This is a genomic window from Thiosulfativibrio zosterae (assembly GCF_011398155.1).
Taxonomy (GTDB): domain Bacteria; phylum Pseudomonadota; class Gammaproteobacteria; order Thiomicrospirales; family Thiomicrospiraceae; genus Thiosulfativibrio; species Thiosulfativibrio zosterae.
Map to the genome: position 1 here is coordinate 1809277 of NZ_AP021888.1, position 20819 is coordinate 1830095.

Sequence of the window (20819 nt, forward strand, 5' to 3'; positions counted from 1 at the left end):
AGAGGATTGCACTATGTCACAGGCCAGATTACAGCTTGAACAAATCACCAAAGCCTTTCCCGGATGCCTTGCCAACGACCAAGTGCATTTGGCCATTTTACCCGGCGAAATTCATGCACTATTGGGCGAAAATGGCGCAGGAAAAAGCACCCTCGTTAAAATGATTTACGGCCTACTCAAACCCGACCAAGGCCAAATTTTATGGGAGGGCGAAGCGGTGGATATCAGCAGTCCCAAGGTTGCGCGCAGTTTGGGTATTGGCATGGTGTTTCAACATTTTTCGTTATTCGAAGCCCTCACCGTGCTGGAAAATATTGCGGTCGGTATGGATGGCGATTTTGATTTAAAAACACTTGAAAAGCGCATTAATGAAGTGTCGCAAAACTATGGTTTATTTATTGACCCTAAAATGACCATTCACGATTTATCGGTTGGCGAACGCCAACGCGTGGAAATTATTCGCTGTTTATTACAAGCGCCCAAATTGCTGATTATGGACGAACCCACCTCGGTGCTCACCCCACAAGAAGTCGATAAATTGTTTGTCACCCTCAAACGCCTGTCGGACGAAGGGGTGTCAATTTTATACATCAGCCATAAGCTAGACGAAATCAAAGCACTCTGCCACAAAGCCACTATTTTGCGGGGTGGACGCTACATTCAAGAACTCGATCCCACCGCAGAAACTGCCCAAAGTATGGCGCAATTGATGGTCGGCGAAAAAATCACGCCCCCAAAACGCACCGCCTCAACGGCATTTGGCAAGGAAGTCATTCGGGTTAAAAATCTATCGCTCAAGTCTTCTCAACCGTTTGGCAACGACATTAAAAATGTCAGCTTTATGATTCGCGAAGGTGAAATTTTGGGGGTGGCTGGCATCGCGGGCAATGGCCAAACGGAACTGCTGTCGGCACTCAGTGGCGAAGCCGATACCGCTGTCGATAGCATAGTGATTCACGGTCGTCCCAGTGGCAATTTACCGACCAATCAACGCCGAATGTTTGGCATGGCTTATGTACCTGAAGAACGCTTAGGTCATGCGTCTGTCCCCAATAATGCGCTCCATGAAAATGCGTTTTTAAGTGGTTACCAAACCCAAAACTTGCAAAAACTGGGATTCATTAATTTCAAAAAACGCAATGAATACGCTCAAATGATTTGCGACAAATACAAAGTTAAACACAGCGGCATTGGTGCAGCAGCTAAGAGTTTGTCGGGCGGGAATTTACAAAAATTTATCGTAGGTCGCGAAATCGAACAAGGCCCTAGCCTACTCATCGCCGCGCAACCCACCTGGGGCGTGGATGCGGGTGCCGCCGCGGCGATTCATCAATCGATTTTAAATCTGGCCGAAAAAAATAGCGCCGTGTTACTGCTCTCCCAAGATTTGGACGAGTTGTTTGCGGTCTGTGATTCGATTTGCGTGATTTATGAAGGCACGCTTTCAGCTGCCTACCCGGTCAATCAAATCAGTCGTGAACAAATTGGATTATTGATGGGGGGTGTCACGCCACCCGGTATGTCCGTCATGGACAATGCGAAATTAGGAGAAGATTATGATGCAGCTTAAACTCGAAGCGCGCAGTATGGCTTCCACCAAAATGACCTATTTATCCCCCATTTTGGCGGTGGTGCTCACCTTGATTTCTGGCATGATTTTATTTGCCAGCATGGGGCATTCGCCGTTAGAAGGTTTGTATGTATTTTTTGTTGAACCCATTACCAGCGTTTATGGCTTGGGCGAACTGGCGGTAAAAGCCACGCCACTCATTTTGATTGCCGTGGGATTGGCGATTGGGTTTAAAGCCAATGTTTGGAATATCGGTGCCGAAGGTCAATTGGTGATGGGCGCGATTGTGGGCGGCGGTTTGGCGTTGTTTTTTCATGAATCCGACAGCGCATGGGTGCTGCCACTGATGCTGATAGGCGGCATGCTTGGCGGCATGGCTTGGGCCGCAATTCCTGCGTTTTTGAAAACCCGCTTTAACACCAGCGAAATTCTCACCAGCTTGATGCTCACCTATGTCGCTATTTTACTGCTCAACTTTATGGTCAATGGCCCTTATCGTGATCCAACAGGCTACAACTTCCCAGAATCTCGCATGTTTGCCGAATCCGCTTTGTTGCCTATTTTATTAGAAGGCACACGCTTGAATTTGGGCAGCTTGATTACGCTGCTAATCCTTGCCGCTTTATGGGTAATGCTCTCCAGAACCATAATTGGTTTTCAAGTGCATGTGGTTGGCCAAGCGCCGAATGCAGCGCAATATGCCGGCTTTAATCACAAAAAGATTGTCTGGTTTACTTTTTTACTGGGCGGTGCTTTGGCGGGGTTGGCAGGGCTCATGGAAGTGGCAGGGCCAATTGGGCAACTCCTCCCTACCATTTCCCCAGGATACGGCTTTACAGCCATTATCGTCGCCTTTTTAGGGCGTTTACATCCTGTTGGCATTTTATTGGCGGGCCTGCTCATGGCTTTATCCTACTTGGGTGGCGAAACCGCACAAATCGAAATGGGCTTGCCGATTGCGCTCACAGGGGTTTTTCAAGGACTATTACTGTTCTTTTTACTGGCCGCCGATGTGCTGATTTTGTACCGCTTAAAACTAACTTTTAAATCCGCTCAAGGAGTGAACTGATATGGACTTTACCCTAGACACCTATTCACTCATCATCGTCACCATCATCGGTGCTGCCACGCCTTTATTATTAGCCGCACTCGGTGAGCTGATTAACGAAAAAGCTGGTGTGCTTAATTTAGGATTAGAAGGCATGATGATTGTCGGCGCAGTGGTCGCCTTTTTTACGGTCACCAGCACAGGCAGTGCAATCCTTGGCGTTTTAGCGGCCATTTTATCGGGCATGGCGATGGCTTTGGTATTTAGCTTTTTAACCCTGTCGTTGCAATCCAATCAAGTTGCAACCGGTCTGGCACTTACCATTTTTGGCATTGGCTTAAGCTCGTTGATTGGTAAAAGCCTAGTCGGCATTGCCTATGAAGGCTTACCCAAACTGGACATCCCTTATTTGACCGATTTACCCTTTATTGGCAATGTGTTATTCAGCCATGATATTTTGGTGTATTTCTCTATTTTCATGGTGTTTGCCACCACTTATTTCCTCAACAAAACCAAGTCAGGCTTGGTGTTAAGAGCCGTTGGCGAATCGCATGATGCCGCCCATTCCATTGGCTACCCAGTGATTAAAATTCGCTATATGGCCGCACTCTATGGTGGCGCTATGAGTGGTTTAGCGGGTGCTTATTTATCACTTTCCTACTCGCCCATGTGGGCCGACAATATGACCGCAGGTCGTGGTTGGATTGCTTTGGCGCTGGTGGTATTTGCGATGTGGATGCCATCTCGCGTATTGATGGGTGCCTACATGTTCGGTGGCATTACCATCTTGCAACTGCACGGACAAGGACTGGGCTTGGATGTCCCTTCCGAATTCTTATCCATGCTGCCCTATTTAGCCACCATCGTGGTGCTGGTACTTATCTCAAGACAAGCCCAAAACAACTTTGCACCCGCCTGTTTGGGCAAACCGTTTTATTCTAGTCACTGAATCAAGCACTATAATCACTCAAGCTCCCATGCTCCTGCATGGGAATCCCTCAAATTAGGGTCATCAAAAGCGACCTTAATTCAAAAACCACAAATTTTTTTTTGATTCCAGCTAAAAGCAGGCTAAAGCCTGCGCCCCAAAAATGGCAATTTCCATAGGGGCGAAGGCTTTAGCCTTCCTGGATTTTTACCCAAGCCTGTCTCCCCTGTTTGAGATTTTCATTTTAAGGTCGCTTTTGGGGATTGTATTTCTAAATGGGACTTCTGCCTCGCGCCCATGTAACTTTTTTGCTTCGCCAAAAAAGTCACCAAAAAAGGCGACCCCACTCATCCAATTCTAGCTCTCTAAGCTTGTCGCCAGACAGCTGCGAACTCGCTTCGCTCAAACATGCGCAGCTGTTTATCCGGCGCCTTCACTAAGAGGGCTTACGAATTGTCTTCAAGGGGGAAGCTGATCATTTCCTGAAAAACCGCAAGCCTTGTCAGAAGGAAACCTTTCTCCCCTTCTCAAAATTTCGTGATGCCCTTTAGCGAAGGGACTGGGAAAAAAATGGCGCTGTTTGAGCGCAGCGAGTTCGCCATTTTCCAGGCACGAGCTTAGGGGCATAGAAATTTTGAGTGGGTCGGTTTTTTGGTTACTTTTTGGGCGAGCCAAAAAGTAACAAGGGCGCTAGGCACAAAACATAATTTAGAAATACAAACCCAAAAAGCGACCTTAAACAGAAACCTTAAAAGCAGAAAAATAAACCGATGACTAATCCCAGAAGGCTAAAGCCTTCGCCCCATTAAACTTCGGAACCCAATAACTGGGGCGCAGGCTTTAGCCTGCTTTTAAATCCAAATAATTCAATGCCCAAAATAAATGCCTAATGAACAACCCGTCTTACGCACTCATCCAAAAAAATATTGCATTAAATTGGTGCAAATCATAACACAAAGCTCTCAAATAAAACCTATCCTTATGATTTATAAATGATTTTTGATTCGGCACGCCACTTGCTTATTACAAAATATAAAAATCGTAATAACGCATGATAACAAAGGCAGGATTATGGCTCTTTTCCCCACCGCTTGGACAACCCCTAGAGCACCATTGGACAATGGTTCGCGCCGCCTGCTGACTTTTACCAGTTTTCTGATTCCACTGTTGTTATGGAGTTTAGTCAGCTATGTGCCTTTTATTTGGCATCCACAAATGCAAATTACCCAACCCGGTGATGTGAGTTACTTTCGAGAGGGAACTTTGGTTGATAAAGAAGTGTTTTATCGAGAACTGGCCAAGTTAGAATCCCAAGCACAAGAAAAGACAGTGAATCTTCCACAAGGCAATCCCGCCAACCCTGTTTACCTGCCTGCACCCCACGAAGTGGCGATGGCACTTTACACCGCTTTTACCACCGAACCTAAACGCTCCAACGAACCTTGGTTTCATGAAAGTTTAGGGCATTCTATTCAAATCATTGCTTGGGGATTTTTCTGGTCAATGGTGTTTGGATTGCCTCTGGGGATTATGGCAGGCACCTATGAGTCGGCTTCCAAAATTGTTGAACCCTTTACCGAGTTCTTCCGCTATTTACCCGCCCCTGCCTTTGGGGCTTTAGCCGTTGCCATTTTGGGGATTTATGACGCCCCCAAAATTGCCATTATTTTTATCGGTACTTTTTTTCAAATGGTGCTCATTACCGCCAACACCACGCGCAAATTTAATCTAGCCATCATAGAAGCTGCCCAAACGCTGGGTTGCAAAGGGTTTTCCTTAATTCGTCGGGTGATTTTACCCGGCGTTTTGCCAGACCTTTATCGCGATATGCGCATCCTACTTGGTTGGGCATGGACCTATTTAATCGTGTCTGAATTGATTGGCGCCAGCTCTGGGATTACTTGGTTTATTACCCAACAAGCGCGCTACAAAAATTTTGACAATGTCTTCGCCGCGATTTTGATTATCGGTATTATCGGTATCGTGACTGACATAATTTTAGCCAAACTTGGCAAGCGACTTTTCCCTTGGAATAACGGACACTAAGAGGTCAAACTATGAATCACCAAACAGACACTCATCCGTTAACTGGCTTACAAACCCCTGAAATTGCTGATCGTTATCAGCGTATTTTTAAGCGTCCTCTAGCCCTAAAAATTGAAGGTTTGCACAAATCGTTTGAACACAAAGGTGTGTCGCACAAGGTGCTTAATAACATTGATTTTACGGCTTATAAACGCGAATTTATTTGCGTGGTGGGCCCATCTGGTTGCGGTAAATCAACCTTGGCGCGTTTGGTTGCTGGCTTAGAAACTCAAGAGCAAGGCCATATTTTGGTAGATGAGAAACCCGTTACTGAACCCGGCCCAGACCGCGGCATGGTGTTTCAAAGTTATTCGCTTTTTCCGTGGATGACGGTCAAACAAAATGTGATGTTTGGGATGACGCAAAACGGCATGTCGAAAAACGCTGCTGAATCTGAGGCTTTTCAATGGATTGATTTAGTCGGACTGACTAAATTTGTGGATGCTTATCCCCACCAACTTTCAGGCGGCATGAAACAGCGTGTGGCAATTATTCGTGCGCTGGCCACCCAACCGAAGATTTTACTGATGGACGAGCCTTTTGCTGCACTCGACCCGCAAAATCGTTTAAAAATGCAACAGTATTTATTAGAAATTTGGCAAAACATCGACATCACCATTTTTTTCATCACTCACGATTTAGATGAAGCCATTTTTTTAGCCGATCGCATTCTGGTGTTAGAAGCCAATCCTGGGCGCGTGCATGAAGTGATTAATGTGCCTTTAGCGCGCCCTCGCCCCAAGGATGTGCAAGATTCTGAGGCGTTTAAGGCAACCAAAACCTATATAGAAGCCTTGGTGCATCCGCCAACGCCAGAAGAAACCGACACTGAAGATAAACTCAGCATGGTGCGCCTAGTGCCCATCAATGCGCAAGTACCGGATATTTTTTAAATGACAAACACTCATGCAAATGCTCAATCTAAAGGACTGGTGCGAACCAGTGCCTCTTTGCCAGCGCAGGTGCTTGAAGACCTAGATCAGTTGGTGATTGACCGTGGTTTTCCCAACCGCTCGGCTTTGCTGGCTGAAATGATTCAAAAAGAAGTTTCCGCTTTTAGACAAGACTATACTAATGAGATTATGGCCGGCACCCTAACCATGGTCTATGAGCACAACACCCCTGGTTTGCAAATTAAACTCAATCAACTCAAACACTTGCATGTGGCCGAGATTATCTCATCTACCCAAGTTCAGCTGATGGACCAACAAACCCTAGAGGTGATTTTAATGCAAGGAGCAGCGCAAAAACTCAATAGCATTTCGCATGAATTACTGGCAAACCGTGGCGTTAAAACAGGCAATCTCTACTTAACTAATTCATCCTTACCCCCAATTTATACGCCTGATACTGCTTCACAGGAGACAAAATAATGAGCGATTTTCCAAAACCCAAACCCAGTTTTATCTGGTCTGAAATCCTGCCGGGTGGCGCACACTGGTCGGGTGTGATTCGTCGCGGCACCGTGTTGCGCCTCACCGATTTGGAGGGCAATGCCAATGTAGCTATGTTAATCAACAATCTCGAAGTCAAAAACGAACGCTACAACATGCCCGATACCCTCAAGGCGCAAAAAACCGCTTTTTTAACCGCACCCAATATGTGTTTTAGCGACATGGGGCGTGTGATGTGTTCCATTATTGCCGACACCTGCGGCTGGCACGATACGCTGGGCGGATTATCTAATGCCAGTTTGGTGCAAAAAAAATATGGCATCAAAACCTATCAGCAAGCCCACAACGACTATTTTAAAAATGCTTACGACAGCTTGCTTAACGAACTCGGCAAATGGGGGCTCAACGCCAGCGATGTGGTGCCCAATATCAATTGGTTTAGCAAAGTGCGCATTGAAGACTCAGGGCAAATGACTTTTGTGCCCAATCATTCGCAAGCAGGCAGCACTGTTGATTTGCGCTTTGAAATGGACTGCATTGTCTGCCTGTCTACCGTGCAACACCCGCTTGACCCTAATATTTACTATGCTCCAAAACCAGTAGAGTTAAGTGTGTCTAAAGCAAACCCCGTATTGGCTGATGACCCCTGCCGCAAACACCGCGCCGAAAATGAACGCGCTTATTACAACACCAAAACTTACTACGGAGAAAACCCCAATGAATAAGCAATTTTTTACCGAAAACAGGGTGGTTTACCGAGCAGTGGTGGCGGCTGGCGATCCGTGGATGTATGAAGTTAAAGCTGGGCAATATTTCCGTATTGTGGATTTAGAAGGCAATCAGGCTGTAGATACCCTGTTTTACAACGCCCAAGACCATTCCGAGCGTTACTCTGCAACCGACACCATTCGCGAACAGGGCAATATTTATTTGACCACGGGTTCGGTGCTGCAATCTAATCTCATCAACCCCATGTTAACCATAGTCGATGACACCTGCGGTCGTCACGACACCATTGGTGGCGCTTGTTCTGCTGAGAGTAACACAGTGCGTTATGCCATTGAAAAACGCTCAATGCATTCCTGTCGCGACTCTTTTTTAACGGCGCTTGGCAAATGCAGCTGTAATCATGATAAACCCATGACCAAAGCAGACCTTTCCAGCAACATAAACTTTTTTATGAATGTGCCTGTGTCACCCGATGGCCATTTAGATTTTGACGATGGCATTTCAGCACCCGGGCGTTATGTCGAAATGCAAGCCCATATGGATGTGTTGGTTTTGGTGAGCAATTGCCCACAACTCAACAATCCGTGTAATGGCTATAACCCAACCCCTGTTGAAATGATTATCTGGCAGTAAAATTTAAAACCGCTTTAACAAACGCTTTAACAACCACTTGGGACGACCCAAGATGCGAACCCACTTCAGAACGGTCTGAAAAAGGAAACCCCATGTTTAAAAAAGTGCTCATTGCCAATCGTGGCGCCATCGCCACGCGCATTATCCGTACCTTAAAAAAAATGAACATTCAGTCAGTCGCCCTCGCATCAGACGCCGACCGAGCGTCTTTGCATGTGCAAGCGGCGGATGAAGTTATTTTTTTAAAAGGCAATGCGGCTAGTGAAACCTATTTAAATGTGCCACTGATTTTAGAGCATGCCAAAGCCTTAGGGGTGGATGCTGTGCATCCAGGTTATGGATTCCTCAGCGAAAACACCTCATTTGCCGAAGCCTGTGAAGCCATCGGCATCACCTTTATCGGTCCAGAGCCCAAACACATTCGCGATTTTGGCCTTAAACACACCGCCCGCGAACTCGCCATTCAAGCTCAAGTGCCTTTATTGCCCGGCTCGGGCTTGTTGGAATCGATTGAACATGCCAAACAAGAAGCCAATCGAATTGGTTATCCCGTGATGCTTAAAAGTACCGCTGGCGGCGGTGGCATCGGCATGCAAAAATGTGACGACGAAAAAACCCTTGCCGACACTTTTGAACAGGTCGCCCGCATGAGCCAAAATGCCTTTGGGCAAAACGGCTTATTTTTAGAGAAGTTTGTGGTCAATGCACGCCATCTCGAAATTCAAATTTTTGGTGATGGGCAAGGCAAGGTGGTTTCCTTTGGCGAGCGTGACTGTTCATTACAACGCCGCAATCAAAAGGTGGTGGAAGAAACCCCAGCCTTTGGCGTCGCGCGTTCACAAATTGCCGAAATGGAAGCTCATGCCATTCGTTTGGGCGAGTTGGTCAACTACAAATCCGCCGGAACCGTGGAATATGTTTACGATGCCGACACTTCGCAATACTACTTTTTAGAAGTCAACACGCGTTTACAAGTAGAACACGGCATTACCGAAATGGTGAGAGAGGTTGATTTGGTGCAATGGATGGTGCATGTGGCTTATCACAGTGCTTTCCCAGAAGCTGTCAAGCCAGCCAAAGGTCATGCCATTGAAGTACGCGTCTATGCGGAAGACCCGTTTAAAAACTTCCAACCCAGCTCGGGCAAACTGACCGGTTGGCAAATGCCATCAAATTGTCGAATCGACACCTGGTGCGACCGTGGCATAGAAGTCAGTTCTTTTTATGACCCGATGTTGGCCAAAATCATCGTCACCGGACAAGACCGAAAAAGCGCCGTACAGGCTTTGCAAGCGGCTATGAGCAAAACCCGCATTGATGGATTTGAAACCAATATCGCTTTTTTAGAAGCCCTCAGTGCAGCGCCAGAATTTGTGGCCGCCGAGGGTTTATACACCCAGTTTTTAAACCGTTTTACCCATGCCCCTTACAGTGTTGAAGTACTTAACCCTGGCACCCATTCTATGCTCGTGAGTTATCCAGGGCGCGTGGGCTATTGGGATATAGGTGTACCACCCTCTGGCCCAATGGATGCCCTATCGCATCGTTTGGCCAACCGTTGTTTAAACAACCCTGAAGATGCCGCCACCATTGAAATGACCGTTTCGGGTGTGAGCCTCAGCTTTGACCGTGACACCATGATTTGCATCACCGGCGCAGACATTCAGCCGACTCTAGACAAACAACCCATTCCACAAAATGTTGCTGTGCCGGTTAAAGCCGGGCAACAACTCAAGTCCAAAGTGATTAAATCACTCGGTCAACGCGCTTATTTAGCCATCGCCGGTGGATTTGATGTGCCCGATTATATGCGCAGTAAAACGACTTTTTCTTTGGGCAAGTTTGGCGGACATGGCGGTCGACTATTGCGTGCGGGCGATGTGTTGCATTTAAGTAAAACCCAGGTACAAACCACCCCCAATGTTTTGCCTGCAGGCTTGCTCGCCAAACTGCAAAACGAAGTGGAAATTGCGGTGATTTATGGTCCGCAAGGTTGCCCAGATTTTTTCACCGAGCAGGACATAGCGACCTTTTTCGCCACCCAATGGGAAGTGCATTACAACTCCAGCCGCACGGGGATTCGTTTAATCGGCCCTAAACCCCAATGGGCGAGAAGCTCTGGCGGCGAAGCGGGCTTGCACCCATCTAATATTCACGACAATCCCTATGCCATAGGTGCCATCGACTTTACCGGGGATATGCCTGTTATTCTGGCGCAAGATGGCCCAAGTTTGGGAGGGTTTGTGTGCCCAGCCACCATTATCGAAGCCGAACAATGGAAAATGGGACAACTACGCCCTGGCGATAAAATTCGTTTTAAACCCGTATCAACCGAAATGGCGGAAGCTGCTTTAAAAGCACAAGAAGCCGCGCTGAATGCCTTAGATGCCAGTGCGTTACTGCCGCTTAGTTTTTTAGCGCACCCAACTGAACAATCTTGTTTGGCCGTTGAAGTCTCAACCGATGAGCACGAATTTGGTTATAAAATTCGTCGCTCTGGGGACAGTCATGTGTTGTTGGAATATGGCGCCATGGAATTGGATTTAGCATTGCGCTTTAGAATTCAAGTCTTGTTTGAACGCTTAAAAACCCTTAAAACTGAAGCCAAAAACAACCAGGCCTGGTCATTTTTAGAGGATTTAACGCCAGGAATTCGCTCTTTACAGGTGCATTACGATCCAAAACAAATTTCTCAAGGCGAGATGATAAAACGCTTGGTAATGCTTGAAAAAGAGATTGCATCAGCCAAAGACCTAACGGTTAAAAGCCGCATTGTGCGTTTGCCACTGTCTTGGGATGACCCAAGCACCAAATTAGCCATTGAAAAATATATGCAATCCGTGCGCCCTGATGCGCCTTGGTGTCCAAGTAATATTGAATTCATTCGCCGCATTAACGGGCTTGACTCTATTGAAGATGTGAAGCGCATTGTGTTTGATGCCAAATATTTGGTCATGGGCTTAGGCGATGTTTATCTAGGCGCACCGGTTGCCACGCCTTTAGACCCGCGCCATCGTTTGGTCACCACCAAATACAACCCTGCGCGTACTTGGACGCCTGAAAATGCGGTGGGTATTGGTGGCGCTTATATGTGCGTGTATGGCATGGAAGGCCCAGGCGGTTATCAGTTTGTGGGACGCACCATTCAAATGTGGAATGCTTATCACACCACCGAATTTTTCCCGGCTGGCAAACCTTGGTTATTAGATTTCTTTGACCAAATCCAGTTCTATCCGGTTAGCGAAGCAGAATTGGCGCAAGCGCGCCTAGATTTCCCCTTGGGGCGTTTCCATATAGATATTGAAGAAACTGAATTATCATTGTCAACCTATCAAAATTTCCTTGCCGAAGAAGCCGACAGCATTGCGCGTTTTAGAAACACGCAACAAGCAGCCTTTGAGGCCGAGCGTTTACGCTGGGAAGAAAGTGGGCAAGCCAACTATGAGTCCAACAATGCACAAGATGAAGTGCAAAGCGAATCTTTGGGCGAAATTCCCGAGGGCTTTGAAGCCGTCTTGTCACCCATTAGCGGAAGTGTATGGAAAATCACCGTCAAACCCGGTGACCTTGTCAAAGAAGGCGATGTGCTGGCCATTTTAGAAACCATGAAAATCGAAATTCCCATTGAAGCAGAAACCAATGGTGTGGTCACTGAAATCTTAATCAATGAAACGGATTTGGTACAAAACGGCCAAGCCTTGTGCATTTTGGAGGTCAAATGAACCTAACACTCGACACCCTTAAACAAGCCTATGCTGCAGGTAAAATCACGCCACGCAGTCTAGTCAAGCAGCTTTTAGCTGAGGCTAAGACCTATCAAGACCACAATATTTTTATCCACTTGCTCTCAGAGGCAGAACTGGAACCCTATCTCACCATGCTGGAGTCCAGCCATGTCAATTCCATGCCTTTGTGGGGTGTGCCGTTTGTCATCAAAGACAATATTGATTTAGCGGGCATTCCCACCACGGCGGCCTGCCCTGCTTTCAGTTTTGTACCAGAGAAATCCGCGTTTGTGGTGCAGCAACTCATTAATGCCGGCGCCATTCCCTTGGGCAAAAGCAACATGGACCAATTTGCCACAGGTTTGGTGGGCACTCGCTCACCTTATGGCGCGTGCCATAATGCCTTTGATTTTGACAAAATCTCAGGCGGTTCTAGCTCGGGTTCTGCCTTGGCTTTGGCATTAAACTTGTGCAGTTTTTCATTAGGCACCGACACCGCTGGCTCTGGGCGCGTGCCCGCAGCGTTTAATAATTTGATTGGTCTAAAACCTTCAAAAGGTTTGCTCAGCACCAGCGGTTTATTACCCGCGGTGCGTTCGCAAGATGTCATGAGTATTTTCGCCCTCAATGCTCAAGATGCTTATCAAGTATTTGAAATCGCATCCACCTATGACAAAGCCGATGAATACGCTCGCCAAGAACTGACCCTAACCCCTCCTGCTTGGCCGGCCAAACCGGTGATTGGCATTCCAGACAAGCTGAGTTTTTATAATGATGAACTGGCTAAAGCCCAATTTTTTGACACCCTAGCCACCCTTAAAAATCTGGGTTATGAAATCAAAGAAATCAACTTTGAGCCCTGGATAGAAACCGCCAAACTGCTGTATGGTGGAGCTTGGGTTGCGGAGCGTTATACGGCCATCAGCGAGTTTTTTGATGCGCATGAATCCGACATGGATCCTGCCGTTGCCAAAATCATTGCTGGGGCAACCTCTTTAAGCGCCCAACAGGCCTATCAAGGCAATTACGATTTACAAAAAGCCCAGCGTTTAACGCAAGCTGTTTGGCAAAAAGTCGACTGTATGCTCACGCCCACCACGCCGACTATTTTTGATATCAAAGCCGTGCAAGCGGATCCCATTAAGCTTAATTCGGTATTAGGCACTTACACCAATTTTATGAATTTATTGGACTATGCCGCTGTTGCCCTGCCAACGGGCTTTAGAACCGATGGTTTGCCCGCCGGGATTACGCTGTTTTCCGCCGCAGGTTCTGATCGCCAATTGCTTAAACTGGCCGATCAATTACACACCGAATTTGTGAACACTGCTGGCGCCAAACAAACACCTTTGCCTATTGCACAACCAGAACATTTCAACACACCACATCACATTCCCCTCGCCGTAGTGGGGGCACACTTAACGGGCTTTCCGTTAAACGGTCAGCTGATTGAGCGCGGTGCTAAGCTGCTTAAAACCACAAAAACTGCCCCTAAATATGCGTTTTATGAACTGGCTGGTGGCCCCATTTTAAAGCCAGGCCTGGTTAAAATTAACCCAGAAAGTGACCAAAAAGGCGCATCTATAGAAGTGGAAGTTTGGTCAATGCCCAAACAACATTTAGGCAGCTTTTTAGCCTTGATTCCCTCACCGTTAGGTTTGGGCAAAGTAGAATTGATAGATGGTAGCCAAGTAGTCGGTTTTATCTGCGAACCGATTGGATTAGAGGGTGCCACCAACATCAGCCATACAGGTGGCTGGCGCAACTGGATGAAAGAGCGCAACGCTTAGTTTATAAACAACTAAGTCTAAGGTTTTATGATTTGGCGGGCTGATGCGTTATTTCTGAGGAATGACTTTCTTTAAAGGCTTCGAGCAAGGTGGCACTTAAAATGAGGAGTCCGCCTATCGCCTCCCAAAAATGCAGCGTTTCATTGCCGATGAGAATGGCTGAAACCACCGCAACCACCAATTCCATCACCATAATAATGGATGAGCGACTGGCGGGTAAATGCGTTACGCTCCATTGAGAACCCAAATTGGCAATCAGCAACCAAACCAAGCCATAACCCGCTAACCAAAACCAATCTAAGCTACTGGTTTCTGTAGGTAACGTCGTTTGGGCAACGATACACAAGATGCCAGAAAAGATGAGTGTACCGATAAACAAAGCACCTAACTTGGGTACTAGAGGCAAGTCTTGATGGGCGCGAAATGCTAAATTATTCATGGCAAATAAAAATCCAGACAGGAGCGCGACACCATCTATCCAGGTGGGTGGCGTGGTAAAAATATCAAAGCCGCCAACAATTAAAAACGCCCCAGAAATCGCAAGCCCTGCCGCTAACCAGCCCAACCTGCCAACCTTTTCATGCAGCAAGAATTTGCCACCCAAAACACCCCATAAGGGCAATAAATAAAACAGCACCATGACTCGTATGACTTCGCCTTCTATCAGGGCAAAATTAAAGGCCAGATTGGCGCCACCGCCTAATAACAAAATGCTAAACCAGGCTTTAAAGTGTGATGCGATATAGGCACGGTAGCGCAATATCCAAGGTAAAAAAGCCAACGATAAAAGACCATAGGCAACCAATATAATGAGTGGTCCTTCAAAACCCAGTTGATTCAGCGTTTTAAGCGGCCACCAGCTTAAGCCCCAAAAAAATGAGGCAAAAACTAAAACCCAAACCGGTAACAGCGCTTTAAAAGATGGGCTCAAATCACTACTCCTGCCTGACTAAAATGGGCAAAATCTGAGCGTTCAACTTGGTTCATCCATTGATTAATTTTCCAATTATCCGCCACCGGCGTTTGAGTAAAAGGCACTTGTTGGCAATAGCCATCTGGTCCAAATTCTGGCGTTAAGGTCGTCAACTCAAACCCTCTATTCATTTGTGATTGCCAGATGGCTCGCCATATGGCTTGATGGCTGTGTAAGGCATTTTGGTATTCTGGAGAAGCGGGATGTGGCACTTGTGGACCTTGTGCATAACCCACTCGGGCATGAATGTGAAACACCTGCGGCAAAATCGCTTGAATACTGGGAAACTCTAAACTCATTAAGCGTTCACACACCACACACCAATGACTGATATCTGCCGTTAGCTTTAAGTTTGGCAAGGCTTTCACAATGCGTTCGGTGACCCATGGATTAAATAGTGAACGGCTGCGATGGGTTTCAAAACTTAAAGGAATGCCATATTTTTGTTCTAAGCTCATGGCCTGCTCTAAAAACTCGATACTTTGGGATTCTGACCAAGCATCACTGCCAGTGATTAAGGTGATTAATCTTGGATTGAGCGGCAAGGCTTTTTGGATTTGTGCCTCCATATCTTGCAAATGATAGGGCATCGTCCAACTTAAATCGGGCACATAATCACCGCCGGTGACCACTTCTAGCACAAAATCACATTCAAAGGCATAGAGCGCATTTTGCCAACGCTTAATGGCCGCAGGCGTCACGGGCGCTCGCCCCTCAATACCATCAAACCCTGCATTTTTAGCCTGAGCACAGGCTTCTTCAATAATCAGTTGATTACCCCAAAGTGTTTTATAGGTTTTGAGCTGCATCCAAAAAGTCCTTATTCGTAGGGTTTGGGAAAGGGATTGTGATTTTGAAAAAATGTCCAATCATGGTTGGGCCAAAGGTTAGCTTGATGCTCTAGCTCAAGCCGTTTTAGCTTTTGAATACTTTGAATTGCAAGGGTTTCGTTCTCTTGCCAACATAGGCCTGGGGCGATTTCGTCGGTGATATTTTCCACCAAATCTGCCGCATCCCCGGCTAAGAGAATGGGTTTACCTTTAGGCAGTTCAATCAACATCGACATATGCCCCGCGGTATGCCCGGGCGTTTCAATGGCACTCACGCCGGGCACCAAATCATACTCGCCCGTTTGCACTTTCCAGTTTAAGGGCAAGTCAAAATCGCTTTTAAAATAGGCTTCATCTGCTGGTAGCAAGGCGGCTTGCATTTCTTGCTGATGCACATGGACTTCGGCATGACAAAATTCACACAAACCCCCTGCGTGGTCAAAGTGCAAATGGCTGCAAAAAACCACATCCACATCCTCAGTTTTTAAACCCAGTCTTGCCAATTTATTGGGCAACTGTTGTTCTTCGGTCATGTCTGGCGGACCAAATGGAAAGCCTTCGTGCTCGTAATAGGTTTGGCGTAATTTAGGCTGTTGAATTTTTTGATAGTCACAGCCTACATCAAACAAAATTCTGCCATTTTGGGTTTCAATTAAATAGGCCAAAATAGGCGCTTGAATAATCTCACCCTGCCCGCGTCCTCGGGTTGATAAGGTTTTTTCGTAGCGATGTGTACCCGTCAAAATAGGCCAAAACTTTTTCACTTGCGTCACACACCCTCCTGCTTATTCTGTTTAATGTGCTGTTAAAAAAGATACGCCATCCACGCCAATGAAGGTTTCACCTTCATTGTGTTTAATGGGCAAGTTAATGGGGTCACCATTGAGTATTCTGGGCACTCTATAACGGTGATAACTTTTGATGAGATGTCGAAAAGTTAGGAGTTGCGAATAATCTCGACCATACATGGCTTGATGTAACGCCGGCAAACGATACCAAGGTTGCAATTGTTGGTCATGGTGCACATTGTGATAACAGAAATTGAGTACCAACAAATTTACCCAAGGATAACGAACTGACAACAAATTGGAGTAGGTATTGTGTTCTTCAAACTCACGATTGCGCAGTTTAGATTCTGCGCCCCTAGGTAAGTCTAGGGTTTCATACACTTCATAGGTATGCTGATGCACATCCATAAAGCGCATCACCGTTAAAAACAGCAAATAAGCAATCGGATATAACCATAAAACTTGCGGTGCCAGCATTGCCAAACCGGCAAAAAAACCAATTCTGAGTAACAAGACACTGATCACTCTAAGTCGTCGCGCTTTGCGATTGGGTTTGATAAACGGCAAAGCAATCACCAGAAAATGCATCCAGACTTCTAATGCTGGGATATAGGCCCATTCCAAGATTTGAATGAGTTTTAAAAACTTAGGGTGGCGTTGTAAAATTGGACGAAAATCAAATGACACTATATCGGCTCGGTCAATATGATGGCGGATGTGTTTGTGTTGAATATCGTCAAAATTCGAATAACTATTACCCGTTATCCACAAACAAAATTCGGCAAACCAACGGTTGTGGTTTTTAGATTTAAATACGCTGTAATGAGCAGCTTCGTGAATGAGATAGGCAGCAATAACCATCGCATGCGCCAATAACAAAATGCCCAGAATATTTAAGCTAATCGCATCTGACAATATGCCATAAAAGCCAAAAACATAGCCACTTAAAACATACAAAACTGCCAAAGCGGTGGGGATAAGGGCATCGGCTTGTCGAAAAACGGAGGACTGGGCTTTCATAACATCACCTAACACCTAAAATAATCTTTAATAAGCTAAAAATGACCTAATAATGAGGTGGCAATCTAAATTGAGGACTTTAGATTGCCAAGGGGGAGGAATTTTACATGGCGTTGGTTAAAGATCCATCCAAGTAACTATCGACATCTTGTGGCGTGTCGTAAACTTTGTTGGCCACATTGAAATCATCAGACAACTTGGTAGACCCATAAATTGAGGTTAAAGCAGAGCCTTTTTTGTAGGCCGCTTTGGCTTCTTCTAGGGTTAACAATTTGGTGCCTTTAAGAAATGGCGCATATTCTTCCGGCGCTAAACCAACACGGTTAGCCATGATTTTAATGGCATCGCCCTGAGTTTTAGGGTCTTGAATATAAGCAACCGTTTTATACCAAACTTTGAGCACCTTAGCCCAGTCTGCCTTGTGAGCCGATAAACTGGCAGGACTCACCGAAAGACCATCGTAAATAATCCCAGGATTATCCGCTGAGGTGAATACCGCTTTAGAACCTGGAACACCTGTTAAAGCCTGACCAGAACTGGGTTGCCAAGCAACAATGGCATCAACTTCGCCAGAGGCAAGCACCTGAGGCGTTTCATTGGTGGGTACATTCACTAGGGTGACATCACCCTCTTTCATACCATTGGCTTCAAGTGCGGTTAACAGTAACAAATGGCTCACAAAGCCCACTTCTACACCAATTTTTTTACCTTTTAAATCTTTAATAGAAGCGATGCCTGGCTTGGCAACCACCATGTCATTACCATTAGAATAATCGTTTAATAAAATCATCACGCTCTTAGCGCCAGTAGCCCCCGTGACCAACGCATCACCATTGGTCATGTGCACTGCGTCTAACTTGCCTGCAGCAAAAGCATCCATCGAAGCAACATAATCAAACCACTCAAACTGGACATCAACGCCTTCTTTCTCAAACCATTTTTTCTCAATGGCAACATCCCAGGCAACCCATCCTGGCCAATCACTGTAACCAATTTTTAAAGGTTCTGCGCTGACAGAAAATGCTTGGGCAGATAAAAATAAGCCTGCTAAAACACCGAGTACTTTTTTCTTTTGAAACATGATGGATACCTCGTTATTACAAAAACAAAAATTAGTAATAACTCATAAGCATACTTAATCCCACTTTAAATAAACTAAATAAAAACAATTATTTAGTTAAATATAAAACCTTAAAAACTCTTTTAAAATCGACAATTGCACCAATATTTTAATCAAAAAACCAAATATGCACCAATTAAGAAAGGAAAAACCTTTTTAACACCCAAAAAAAAGGGTCGCTGATGCGACCCTATTTAACTCAAGCAAGAAGGTTATTTAGGCAACTTACCTTCAACCCCTTCCACATACCAGTCCATGCCCAACAAAGCACCATCGGGTAAATGCTCACCCGCTTTTACCTTAAGCACACCGGCCTGATCTTTTATGGGCCCTTGGAAAGGATGAATAGAGCCATCCTCAATACCTGCTATGGTTTTTTCTGCCATGGCGACAACCTCTGGAGGCACGGCATCACTGAAAGGTGCAATACCGACCATGCCAGACTTAATTCCACCCCAAGTGTCTTCAGATTTCCAAGTACCGTCCATCACCGCTTTGACTTGGTCAACATAATAGCCACGCCAATTATCAATAATGGCACTCAACTGAGCTTTCGGTGCAAAGGCTTTCATGTCCGAGGCCTGACCTATACCATAAACCCCGCGCTGTTCAGCCACTTGCAAGGGCGCAGGCGAATCTGTGTGTTGAAAAACCACATCCACACCCTGGTCAATCAAAGCCTTAGCCGCATCGCCTTCTTTACCTGGGTCATACCAAGAGTTCACCCAAACCACTTTGATAGTTGCCTCTGGATTCACCGATTTTAGCCCCAATAAAGTCGCATTAATACCGCGCACCACTTCTGGAATAGGGAAAGAACCGATATAACCAATCACATTAGATTTAGTCATTTTACCGGCGACTTGCCCCATCACATAACGACCTTCATAAAAACGCGCACTGTAAACACCGACATTTTTAGCGGTTTTATAACCTGTCGCATGCTCAAATTTGACATTTGGAAATTGCTTAGCCACTTTTAAAGTAGGGTTCATAAAACCAAACGAAGTGGTAAAAATTAAATCGTGACCTGTTGAGGCAAGCTTACGAATAACGCGCTCAGCATCTGCGCCTTCGGGTACTTTTTCGACAAAGGTGGTTTCTACTTTATCGCCAAATTCTTTTTCAACCGCTAATCGCCCTTGGTCATGCTGATAACTCCAGCCATGGTCACCGACTGGCCCAACATACACAAAACCAACCTTAGTCTTATCTTCGGCTTGCGCCAAAGGTGCTGCTAAACCGGCAACGGATAAGGCCAGAGCAGCCACCAAAGGCTTTAAAAATGTTCTTCTATTCATGTGTTTCTCCACTTTGGCATTTAGAGCGTCTTTAAAATTAAACGCCCATTCAAATGATTAGAAAGTCCACTTAACAGCGGCTTGAGGAACACCTTCATCAATGCCTTTGGAACCATATTTGTTGTGCCAGTAGCTATACTCTACACCCACTGAAACTTTCTTTGGCGCACCAAAAAAGCTACCAACATCCATCGTCAAACGAGGTGAAGCAACAATGTTCTCAACTTTATTTACATCTTTTTCTTCAGTGGCGTAATCTAGATAACCTTCAAAAGTCCAACTCGTAGGACCTACATTAAAGGGTGACATCCAAACAATGGTGGCTTGTTGACCTGAACCTGTTTTACCTGGCGCAAATTTTGAAGTTGATGTTCTTTGATAAAGTGTAAGGCTTGCAACCGGAACACCTGGAATATCCAAAGCAAACCCAACACCTGCTAATAATGCATTGGTATTCTGACCCAACTCCCAAGTCCCTGCGATACTAACATCCTTAACAAAACCAAATGACATGTCTTTACCGGTCATTTTGCTTAATGAAAGCGATGGTGAGAATTCACCATAAAAACTACTCACACCGTCAGCAGAAGTGTCATTAAACGCTTTACCAGCAGAATTTGGGTTAGTGACATCAAAGAAGAAAAAGTTAGAACCATATTTCCAACCATCAACATGTTCTAGCGTTAAAACTTGTGTATTGAATTTGGTGTCGGCTGGCACATTTTTATAGCCTGCACCATCCAATAACAACATACTAGTCGAACTCCAATCCGCAGCTTGCGCTGATGCGCCCATTGCCAATCCTGCTACTAACGCTAAACTGCTTACTAAACTTTTTTTCTTAAATGAATTCATTGTTTGCCACCTTCTTTTGTAAAATTTTAT

At 45.7% G+C, this 20819-nt stretch carries 17 protein-coding genes; 10 read left to right on the forward strand and 7 right to left on the reverse strand.

Translation table 11 applies throughout. From position 1 onward, the window contains the following. Positions 1 to 13 precede the first annotated feature (13 nt). From THMIRH_RS08355 to atzF, 10 genes are all read left to right on the forward strand, one after another. Complete coding sequence (locus THMIRH_RS08355; RefSeq protein WP_173291654.1) at positions 14 to 1570, forward strand: ABC transporter ATP-binding protein; 1557 nt, start codon at positions 14 to 16, stop codon at positions 1568 to 1570. Then, on the forward strand, positions 1557 to 2639 hold the full coding sequence (locus THMIRH_RS08360) for an ABC transporter permease (protein ID WP_173291655.1): 1083 nt from the start codon (positions 1557 to 1559) through the stop codon (positions 2637 to 2639). The genes THMIRH_RS08355 and THMIRH_RS08360 overlap by 14 nt, the downstream gene beginning before the upstream one ends. 1 nt (position 2640) lies before the next feature. Next, positions 2641 to 3567, forward strand: a complete 927-nt coding sequence (locus THMIRH_RS08365) for an ABC transporter permease (RefSeq protein ID WP_173291656.1) — start codon at positions 2641 to 2643, stop codon at positions 3565 to 3567. A 1050-nt stretch (positions 3568 to 4617) separates the two neighbouring features. Next, on the forward strand, positions 4618 to 5592 hold the full coding sequence (locus THMIRH_RS08370) for an ABC transporter permease (RefSeq protein ID WP_173291657.1): 975 nt from the start codon (positions 4618 to 4620) through the stop codon (positions 5590 to 5592). An 11-nt stretch (positions 5593 to 5603) separates the two neighbouring features. Next, on the forward strand, positions 5604 to 6524 hold the full coding sequence (locus THMIRH_RS08375; RefSeq protein ID WP_173291658.1) for an ABC transporter ATP-binding protein: 921 nt from the start codon (positions 5604 to 5606) through the stop codon (positions 6522 to 6524). Continuing rightward, on the forward strand, positions 6525 to 7004 hold the full coding sequence (locus THMIRH_RS08380; protein ID WP_173291659.1) for a CopG family ribbon-helix-helix protein: 480 nt from the start codon (positions 6525 to 6527) through the stop codon (positions 7002 to 7004). Continuing rightward, positions 7004 to 7750 carry an urea amidolyase associated protein UAAP1 gene (locus THMIRH_RS08385; protein ID WP_173291660.1) on the forward strand — a complete coding sequence of 249 codons (747 nt, stop codon included), beginning with the start codon at positions 7004 to 7006 and terminating at the stop codon, positions 7748 to 7750. Before THMIRH_RS08380 ends, THMIRH_RS08385 begins: the two co-directional genes overlap by 1 nt. Continuing rightward, positions 7743 to 8387 carry an urea amidolyase associated protein UAAP2 gene (locus THMIRH_RS08390; protein WP_173291661.1) on the forward strand — a complete coding sequence of 215 codons (645 nt, stop codon included), beginning with the start codon at positions 7743 to 7745 and terminating at the stop codon, positions 8385 to 8387. Before THMIRH_RS08385 ends, THMIRH_RS08390 begins: the two co-directional genes overlap by 8 nt. A gap of 92 nt (positions 8388 to 8479) precedes the next feature. Further along, positions 8480 to 12109: an urea carboxylase gene (gene uca, locus THMIRH_RS08395; RefSeq protein ID WP_173291662.1), complete on the forward strand. Its 3630-nt coding sequence runs from the start codon at positions 8480 to 8482 to the stop codon at positions 12107 to 12109. Further along, complete coding sequence (gene atzF / locus THMIRH_RS08400; RefSeq protein ID WP_173291663.1) at positions 12106 to 13902, forward strand: allophanate hydrolase; 1797 nt, start codon at positions 12106 to 12108, stop codon at positions 13900 to 13902. The genes uca and atzF overlap by 4 nt, the downstream gene beginning before the upstream one ends. Before the next feature lie 25 nt (positions 13903 to 13927). On the opposite strand, the gene THMIRH_RS08405 is transcribed toward atzF, so the two are convergent. The 7 genes from THMIRH_RS08405 to THMIRH_RS08435 form a co-directional block, all read right to left on the reverse strand. Further along, entirely contained in the window at positions 13928 to 14833 is a 906-nt protein-coding gene (locus tag THMIRH_RS08405) for a DMT family transporter (protein ID WP_243831421.1), read from the reverse strand. After that, the gene (locus tag THMIRH_RS08410) at positions 14830 to 15684 is read right to left on the reverse strand and encodes a sugar phosphate isomerase/epimerase family protein (protein ID WP_173291664.1); all 855 of its coding nucleotides are present in this window, start codon (positions 15682 to 15684) and stop codon (positions 14830 to 14832) included. The genes THMIRH_RS08405 and THMIRH_RS08410 overlap by 4 nt, the downstream gene beginning before the upstream one ends. Before the next feature lie 11 nt (positions 15685 to 15695). After that, on the reverse strand, positions 15696 to 16478 hold the full coding sequence (locus THMIRH_RS08415; protein ID WP_173291665.1) for an N-acyl homoserine lactonase family protein: 783 nt from the start codon (positions 16476 to 16478) through the stop codon (positions 15696 to 15698). Between the two features lie 21 nt (positions 16479 to 16499). Beyond that, positions 16500 to 17513, reverse strand: a complete 1014-nt coding sequence (locus tag THMIRH_RS08420; protein ID WP_173291666.1) for a fatty acid desaturase — start codon at positions 17511 to 17513, stop codon at positions 16500 to 16502. 103 nt (positions 17514 to 17616) lie between these two features. Further along, positions 17617 to 18594 (reverse strand): ABC transporter substrate-binding protein, encoded by a 978-nt coding sequence (locus tag THMIRH_RS08425; RefSeq protein ID WP_173291667.1) that lies wholly within the window; start codon positions 18592 to 18594, stop codon positions 17617 to 17619. Positions 18595 to 18845: 251 nt separating this feature from the next. Next, positions 18846 to 19934: a BMP family ABC transporter substrate-binding protein gene (locus THMIRH_RS08430; RefSeq protein WP_173291668.1), complete on the reverse strand. Its 1089-nt coding sequence runs from the start codon at positions 19932 to 19934 to the stop codon at positions 18846 to 18848. Between the two features lie 57 nt (positions 19935 to 19991). Next, positions 19992 to 20789, reverse strand: coding sequence for an outer membrane protein OmpK (locus THMIRH_RS08435; RefSeq protein ID WP_173291669.1), 798 nt, complete (start codon positions 20787 to 20789; stop codon positions 19992 to 19994). Between the last annotated feature and the right edge of the window lie 30 nt (positions 20790 to 20819).

Excerpts from the sequence above, each read along its gene's own strand:
- THMIRH_RS08435 (WP_173291669.1), bottom strand. The coding sequence starts at position 20,789 with ATGAATTCATTTAAGAAAAAAAGTTTAGTAAGCAGTTTAGCGTTAGTA.
- THMIRH_RS08425 (WP_173291667.1), bottom strand. The coding sequence starts at position 18,594 with ATGTTTCAAAAGAAAAAAGTACTCGGTGTTTTAGCAGGCTTATTTTTA.
- uca (WP_173291662.1), top strand. The coding sequence starts at position 8,480 with ATGTTTAAAAAAGTGCTCATTGCCAATCGTGGCGCCATCGCCACGCGC.
- atzF (WP_173291663.1), top strand. The coding sequence starts at position 12,106 with ATGAACCTAACACTCGACACCCTTAAACAAGCCTATGCTGCAGGTAAA.
- THMIRH_RS08370 (WP_173291657.1), top strand. The coding sequence starts at position 4,618 with ATGGCTCTTTTCCCCACCGCTTGGACAACCCCTAGAGCACCATTGGAC.
- THMIRH_RS08360 (WP_173291655.1), top strand. The coding sequence starts at position 1,557 with ATGATGCAGCTTAAACTCGAAGCGCGCAGTATGGCTTCCACCAAAATG.
- THMIRH_RS08420 (WP_173291666.1), bottom strand. The coding sequence starts at position 17,513 with ATGAAAGCCCAGTCCTCCGTTTTTCGACAAGCCGATGCCCTTATCCCC.
- THMIRH_RS08380 (WP_173291659.1), top strand. The coding sequence starts at position 6,525 with ATGACAAACACTCATGCAAATGCTCAATCTAAAGGACTGGTGCGAACC.
- THMIRH_RS08390 (WP_173291661.1), top strand. The coding sequence starts at position 7,743 with ATGAATAAGCAATTTTTTACCGAAAACAGGGTGGTTTACCGAGCAGTG.
- THMIRH_RS08355 (WP_173291654.1), top strand. The coding sequence starts at position 14 with ATGTCACAGGCCAGATTACAGCTTGAACAAATCACCAAAGCCTTTCCC.
- THMIRH_RS08410 (WP_173291664.1), bottom strand. The coding sequence starts at position 15,684 with ATGCAGCTCAAAACCTATAAAACACTTTGGGGTAATCAACTGATTATT.
- THMIRH_RS08375 (WP_173291658.1), top strand. The coding sequence starts at position 5,604 with ATGAATCACCAAACAGACACTCATCCGTTAACTGGCTTACAAACCCCT.
- THMIRH_RS08365 (WP_173291656.1), top strand. The coding sequence starts at position 2,641 with ATGGACTTTACCCTAGACACCTATTCACTCATCATCGTCACCATCATC.
- THMIRH_RS08430 (WP_173291668.1), bottom strand. The coding sequence starts at position 19,934 with ATGAATAGAAGAACATTTTTAAAGCCTTTGGTGGCTGCTCTGGCCTTA.
- THMIRH_RS08385 (WP_173291660.1), top strand. The coding sequence starts at position 7,004 with ATGAGCGATTTTCCAAAACCCAAACCCAGTTTTATCTGGTCTGAAATC.